The following is a 6,903-nucleotide window of genomic DNA, read 5'->3' on the forward strand; positions in this document are numbered from 1 at the left end:
GGACATGACCAAACGCATTGAGTGTCATTTCAAATGCTAGAAAGAAATATTAAGTTACTGAAATTTAAGATTTCTCCCGATGGTCGAAATGACAAAAATTACAACATTTATTGAATATTTGTTACGTACCAAGGTATCGTTTAACGTATTTTTTCTGTATTTTCGGAAGCGATTTCTAAAACGGTTCACTTTATATCCAGGGCAAAATTTAACTCGATGATTTGCAGAAAGTCGGGTTTAGCGTGACGGCTATGGTTGCCAATGCCGTTAAGTTAAGGAACCTCTGATTAAGTCCTTCGACAAGCTCAGTACCCAATGGGCATAAAGACGAACGGTAAGTAATTGATTCCGTTCGTGGTGAGCCTGTCGAACCATGGGCGGAATCAATTTGTTCAGAGCTTCCTTGCGCGTACGCTAAGTTGTTTTACTGCTAGGTAATTAGCTTTTACACCGCTCAGAGCGGCAGGTTGTCGCTGGCTGAGCGCAGTCGAAGCCCTATGCCTGCTCTTTTTTTCGCTTCGGCTACGCTCAGCCAACGGTTCTTGTAACCTGAAGGTCATAAATGCTCTTGGGTATAACCGTAACGGCATTGAATTACCAGTCCGTCTTGCGTAGGTTCCACACTCATATAACAAGGATTGAAGATGGCAGATATAGAAACCAAAGCTCAACAGGCAACGACTGAAAACGGCGGCACGGTGGTGGCATGTTTTCGTATGCGTCAGGTGTTTTTCCTTAAATGGCTGGCAAAAGCAAACGCTGTCTACAACCCTAAAACGCTAGCGGCGGGATTGCCTTCGCGTGATGGGATGTGTTACCCCGTGACTCGCGTTTTGCCGACGGCGACGTTTTTGAACCATGATGAAACCTTGCGGACGGGGCAGCATGCACCGCGCGGCTTGGGAGTTATGCTATTAATGCTTTTTAATTGTCTGTCTATAACCTACGCAGGAACCCATGCAACAGTAAGTCCTGGCTGGACTGCGCCTGACCAATATGGTTATAACTATTTTGATTTCTACCCTGATGCCGAAACGGCCTGTAAGGTTGTATATTCTCGGTTCCCCGATTTTGCCGATAAATATCATCACTATACAATTACTAGAAAACTATCTGATTACGGGATGATAGAAGCGCAATGTTGGTATGATCCACGTCGTGACAATCTTCCCCCTACAGCTTCTGAAGGAGTCAACAGGTTTTGGTATTGTGTCGATCATTCTGGTGATATGCTTCCAGTCCACAAAGATACGCAATGCCCAGACGATTGTCCCGAAAACAGTACTTTTAACAATGTTACGTTTTCATGTGAAGTCGGTAATCAAAAAGGAACGCCTGACCCTACTTGTGATATACCAAAAACTGACAACCCGATTTCAATTTCTGCCGGCAATAAAGTATTGCGAGAAACTGACTATGTTAATTCTGGGATTACGGACTTATCTTTTATTCGCATGTACAACTCTACCTCCTCTGTCGACTTTGATAATAAGCAAGGCTTTCAGTGGCGCAATCGTTTTAATTATTCAATTACATTTAATAACCAATCAGGTAATCAACTCGTTCACCGCCCTGGTGGTAAGGTATTTACATTCGCTCCAATTGGTTCTAACTGGCGCCCAGACCCTGACATCACCGACAAACTTGTTGAATTTAAAGACACTGCTGGCGTACGCACCGGCTGGGTCTACACGGTGGATGCAACTGGAGAAGTTGAGACCTACGATACTAAAGGTAAATTGTTAAGTATAAAAAACCGAGGAGGTTTAGTCCAAACTATGACCTACAGTTGTACTACGAGCAGAATAGGTTGTCCTGTACCCACCCCAGTTACTATTGCTCCGTTTGACGATTTGCTAATTAAAGTCACTGATTCTTTTGGGCGCAGTTTACATTTTATTTACGATTTATCAGGGCGCCTTACCAAGGTGATTAATCCGCAAGGTGGCGTTAACAATTATGGATATGATAGTAACTCTAATCTGACCAGTGTTACTTATCCTGATGGTAAAACTAAAACCTATCTTTACGAAAATAAAGTTTTTATCCATGCCCTCAATGGTATCAACGACGAAAACAATAATCGTTATGCCACTTACCGTTATGATGCCGCAGGCCGTGCGTATGACGAGGAATTAGCCCCCGCTTTAAACTTACCGGCTACTAAAAAAATCGACCACAACAATTTGGTTTATAACGTTGATAGCACTGGTAATCCAACGTCAACGGTGGTCACTGATGCTCTAGGCAGCAAGCGTACTTATAACTTCACTACCATATTAGGGGTCGTCAAAAGCACCGGCCAAAGCCAACCCGGCGGTGCTGGCTGTTCCGCATCCGCCTCCAACATCACTTATGATATCAACGGCAACGTTGCATCCCGCACCGACTTTGATGGCCACAAGACCACTTACCGCTACGACATGGCCCGTAACCTGGAAACATCGCGCACCGAAGGCTTAACCACGGCGGGTGCGGCAACCCCTGCCGCCCGTACCATGACCACCACCTGGCACCCGAAATGGCGTTTGCCGCTGGTGACTGCCGACTACACCGGGGCAACGGCGACTGGCACGCCAGTTAAGAAAACCACCAACGCCTACGACACCAAAGGCAACCTGACCAGCTTGACCGAAAGCGACCCGGCACGAGGCCTGAACCGCACGACCACCATCACCTACACCTATTCCACTGCCGTACCCGGTTTGGTGCTAAAGAAAGTGGTCAATGGCCCGCGCACCGATGTCAACGATATGACCACCTACAGCTATTATCCGCATAATGCGGCGTGTACCGCCAGTGCTGCTGCACCGATCATCAATCCTATTACCGGCACCAGCCCCGTTAATCTAGGCTGCCGTGGACAATTGTTTAAGGTGACCAATGCCTTAAATCAGACCATTACCTATAACCGCTATAACCATCACGGCCAAGTGGAACAAATGACCGATGCCAATGGTTTGGTGACTGTTTCAACTTATGATTTACGCCAACGCCTGACTTCCCAAAAAGTCGGCACGGAATTGACTAAGTTGACTTACGACAATGCCGGACAGATCATCCAATTGACTTTTCCCGACAACAGCTTCCTGAAATACAGCTACGATGCCGCGCACCGCTTGATTCAAGTGCAAGACACCTTGGGCAACAAAGTCACTTACACACTCGATGCCGCTGGCAACCGCATTAAAGAGCAGACAAAAGACCCGACGGGTGTCTTGGCCAAAACCTTAACCCGCAGCTACGACGCTTTGAATCGGCTGCAAAAGACAACTGGGCTGGAATAAATCAAGGGGATTCAACATGACTAGTACTTTACGCCTTAACCTCAATTTAAAACAACACCAGCGCACTATTGTGCTGTCTTTAAGTCTGCTTTCTGGGCTTACGCCGGGATTTTGCTTGGCGGTGGCGCCGATCATGCACTACGAATACGATGCCAACGGCAACCTGACCAAAACCACTGACGGCTTAAGCCATGCCACCACGCAACAATACGATGCGGTGGACAGGCTAATCCAACAAAGCCAACCGCACCCAACCACGCCCAATACGCAACTGGGCAAGACAGCTACAAAATACAATGCCGTGGATGAAGTGACGGCCATCACTGATCCGCGCTTGTTGGCGACTCAATACACCAAAAACGCCTTTGGCGAGGTATTAAGCCAAGCCAGCCCAGATACCGGCACGACCCGCAGCACCTATGATAATGCTGGCAACCTGTTAACCCGCACCGATGCCCGCAACAAAACCCTAACCTACACTTATGACAGCCTAAATCGGCTGGTTAAGATGGTTTATGACACCAACGTTAGCGTCAGTTTTGCTTACGACCAAGGCGTTAACGGCTTAGGCCATCTCACCCTAATGCGCGATACGACCGGCACCACCTCATGGACGTATAACGCGGCTGGCAGGGTACTGAGCAAAACCTGGGCGACAGGTACAATTAAGCTGATCACGCGCTGTGGTTACGACACCGCAGGTCGGTTAATCACCATGACGTATCCCTCCGGCAAGACGGTTAATGTCACCTATAGCAAAGGTTTGGTGAGCGCGTTAACTATGAGTGGGCAGGTATTGGTCAACGCCATCCATTACCAACCGTTCGGCACGGCGGCGGATTGGGTATACGGAAACGGCCTTAAAGCAATCCGCGATTTCGACTTAGATGGGCGCATCATCGCCTATGACTTAGGGGAGCGGGTGCGGACAGTTAGCTACGATGCCGCTAGCCGCATTGCCAAGTACAAGGATACCGATCTGAACTATGACCAAACCTTTGTCCATGACGGCTTAGACCGTTTGGTGGCGGTCGATACGCCGCGCTCACAAACCGACCTGAGCTATGATCTAAACGGCAACCGTACCCAGTTGCTGGTGAATGGCACAAGCAAAACCTCGTCCATTGCTACCACCAATAACCGCTTGTTGAAAATCAGCCAAAACACGACCGCCTTAAAAACCTACAGTTATGATTTGGCCGGTAACATTACCAGCGATGGCAGCAACCAATTTGCCTATGACGGCAGAGGACGGTTAGTCAGTGCCACCGGACGGTTTAACGGCACCGATACCTACAAAATAAACGGCTTAGGCCAGCGCATCACCAAAATCAATGGCAGTATCACCTATTTTGTCTACGATGAAGCCGGACAATTACTGGGTGAATACGACACCAGCGGCAAAGCCATTCAGGAAACGGTATGGTTAGGCAATATGCCGGTGGCGTTAATCAAGAACAACGCCCGTTATTACATCTATGCCGACCACCTCAACACCCCCAGAGCCATTGCCGACGGCGTGGGCAAAGTGATCTGGCGTTGGGATGGCGAGCCGTTTGGCAGCACCTTAGCCAATGAAGACCCAGACAAAAACAGCCAGAAATTCACCTACAACCTGCGCTTTCCCGGCCAGTATTATGACAATTCCACCGGCCTACATTACAACGGCTTTCGGGATTATGATCCGGCGATTGGACGGTATATTGAGAGTGACCCGATTGGGTTGGCGGGGGGGATTAATACTTATGCATATGTCGGCGGGAATCCACTCAGTTATACAGACCCTCAAGGGTTAGCAGCTTCAGGTGCGGCAGTTGGAGGGCAAGTCGGTGGTTATGTAGGCGGTGTAGTGGGTGGGGCTATTGGAGGTCTGGTTGGCCCTGAGGGGATTCCTGTAGGCGCAGCTGCGGGACGTGCAGCAGGTAGTGCGGCAGGTGCGGCTGCGGCGGGTAGTGCGATTCAAGATGCCTGCTCTCCTGACAAGCCTTGTCCACCATGTTCACCCTATCCAGTTGGCCAAGTTGGTTATCAAGGCCCAAAACAATCAGTATTCGGTATTGATGGAACAAGATCAGGTACGGGAAAGTTACATTATATTATCTTTGAAGTTCAACAGAATCCATTTGATCAGTGTAAATGCAGATGGCAAGAAACAAAAAAACTTTTTGGACATCATTTTTATGGGAATCCTGATCCTTTGTGGATAAATTTAAATGGCAAAGGTAGACCCCCGACTTATCCATAAAGAGATAGCATGAATAAATTTAGGCCGCATCACAGCTGTATTTGTAAAGATATTTATACACAAAATGGTAATCTATTTTTAATACCAGAGTTGTGGGTTAATCTTGGTGATATTAAGGTGTTGAAAGAAGTTGAAGAGAAAGGATTTGCTGTTGCGACTGATGGACAGCCTATTCAAAAAGATTCAGAGCTAATTATTAAAGAAGATGGTTTTTTTGATCTTTTGAAGAGCAATGATCTCTTATCCTATACGATATTTTCGGATGAAGGATATCTTAAAGATTTACCCGTGTTTTTTCAGGATGAGTGGAATTCAGAAATTAAAATAGATTCCATGAATCTACTTGGCTGGACAGTCAATAAATTTACTGAGCCAGCTTTGTTATATGGTGATTTTCCAATTCGACCTATTTTAAAAGGAGAAGAAATAATTGGTTATGAGATATTGGATAATACGATAATTAATAAATGGGGGTTAATCAACACATATGAAGACGCATCGAAAATAGCATATAAGAATAGTGCTGAAGATTTATATCATGAAATATGGCGTCCCCTTGCCGTATGCGTTGATAAATTTACACTAAAAAAATTGGAATCAACACGTAACACGTAACACGGAAGCCGATAGGCGTTCCGCCGAAAAACCCGCTTCCCGGCCATGCCGCCAAGGCAAGCCGTGCGCCCCTTGCAAAACCTTGCCAAGATACATAATGCCCCTGATTATGCGAATAAGCTGGGGCCGCCTTCCGCGCCCCATTTGTTCGCATAATTTGCACTATGCAAAATGGCACTTGTTTTGCTGGGGCGCACCTTCATCCCGTGTTTTTGGGTTGTTTGATCCGTGCATATCCCGTGCATAGGGGTTGTATTTAGGCTTTTTAGCCCATTCTCGGCTTTTTTGTAGAAGGCATGATAAAAAGCACGGAACAACCAACCCCTATCCACGCCAGGTACACACGCCATCCTTGGCGTAAACACCCTTTAGATCGTGGCAAGATAGGTGAAGTAGGCCCACATGCAAGCATGGTGCACCTTCTTCACTGTCCTTATTCGCGCTACGCTCTCAACGGTATCTTGTCCTGCTGGACGCGGTTGCCACCTTAATCCGTAAAGCCCTCGACCGTGACAATATCGCCGAACCGTTCAAAGGGCCGTAGGTGCGATTAGCTTTAGCGTAATCGCACGAATGGAAAAGGAGAAATTACGTTCTCCCAAGATCATATAGATACGGCCTTATAAAGTTTGAACTTATAGCGTTATTTTGTGTCTCATCCGTATGGAAAAAGAAGACGCGAGGTATCAAACATTGGAGCAACTGCACGAGCGGCGAAAGCAGGTAGTGCGGTTGCATAAACAAGGCATTAAGGTG

At 47.1% G+C, this 6,903-nt stretch carries 5 protein-coding genes; 3 read left to right on the top strand and 2 right to left on the bottom strand.

Going from position 1 to position 6,903, the window contains the following annotated elements; all coding sequences use genetic code 11:
• Positions 1 to 392 precede the first annotated feature (392 nt).
• On the bottom strand, positions 393 to 560 hold the full coding sequence (locus ABL924_RS17115) for a hypothetical protein (protein WP_349028310.1): 168 nt from the start codon (positions 558 to 560) through the stop codon (positions 393 to 395).
• Between the two features lie 84 nt (positions 561 to 644).
• On the opposite strand from ABL924_RS17115, the gene ABL924_RS17120 reads away from it, so the two are divergent.
• The 3 genes from ABL924_RS17120 to ABL924_RS17130 are packed head-to-tail and all read left to right on the top strand — an operon-like array spanning position 645 to position 6,147.
• Positions 645 to 3,287: a DUF6531 domain-containing protein gene (locus ABL924_RS17120; RefSeq protein WP_349028311.1), complete on the top strand. Its 2,643-nt coding sequence runs from the start codon at positions 645 to 647 to the stop codon at positions 3,285 to 3,287.
• A 16-nt stretch (positions 3,288 to 3,303) separates the two neighbouring features.
• Positions 3,304 to 5,532, top strand: coding sequence for an RHS repeat-associated core domain-containing protein (locus tag ABL924_RS17125; RefSeq protein ID WP_349028312.1), 2,229 nt, complete (start codon positions 3,304 to 3,306; stop codon positions 5,530 to 5,532).
• Positions 5,533 to 5,541: 9 nt separating this feature from the next.
• Entirely contained in the window at positions 5,542 to 6,147 is a 606-nt protein-coding gene (locus ABL924_RS17130; RefSeq protein ID WP_349028313.1) for a hypothetical protein, read from the top strand.
• 107 nt (positions 6,148 to 6,254) lie between these two features.
• On the opposite strand, the gene ABL924_RS17135 is transcribed toward ABL924_RS17130, so the two are convergent.
• The gene (locus ABL924_RS17135) at positions 6,255 to 6,512 is read right to left on the bottom strand and encodes a hypothetical protein (protein ID WP_349028314.1); all 258 of its coding nucleotides are present in this window, start codon (positions 6,510 to 6,512) and stop codon (positions 6,255 to 6,257) included.
• Between the last annotated feature and the right edge of the window lie 391 nt (positions 6,513 to 6,903).

Source organism: Methyloglobulus sp., from assembly GCF_040079455.1.
Taxonomy (GTDB): domain Bacteria; phylum Pseudomonadota; class Gammaproteobacteria; order Methylococcales; family Methylomonadaceae; genus Methyloglobulus.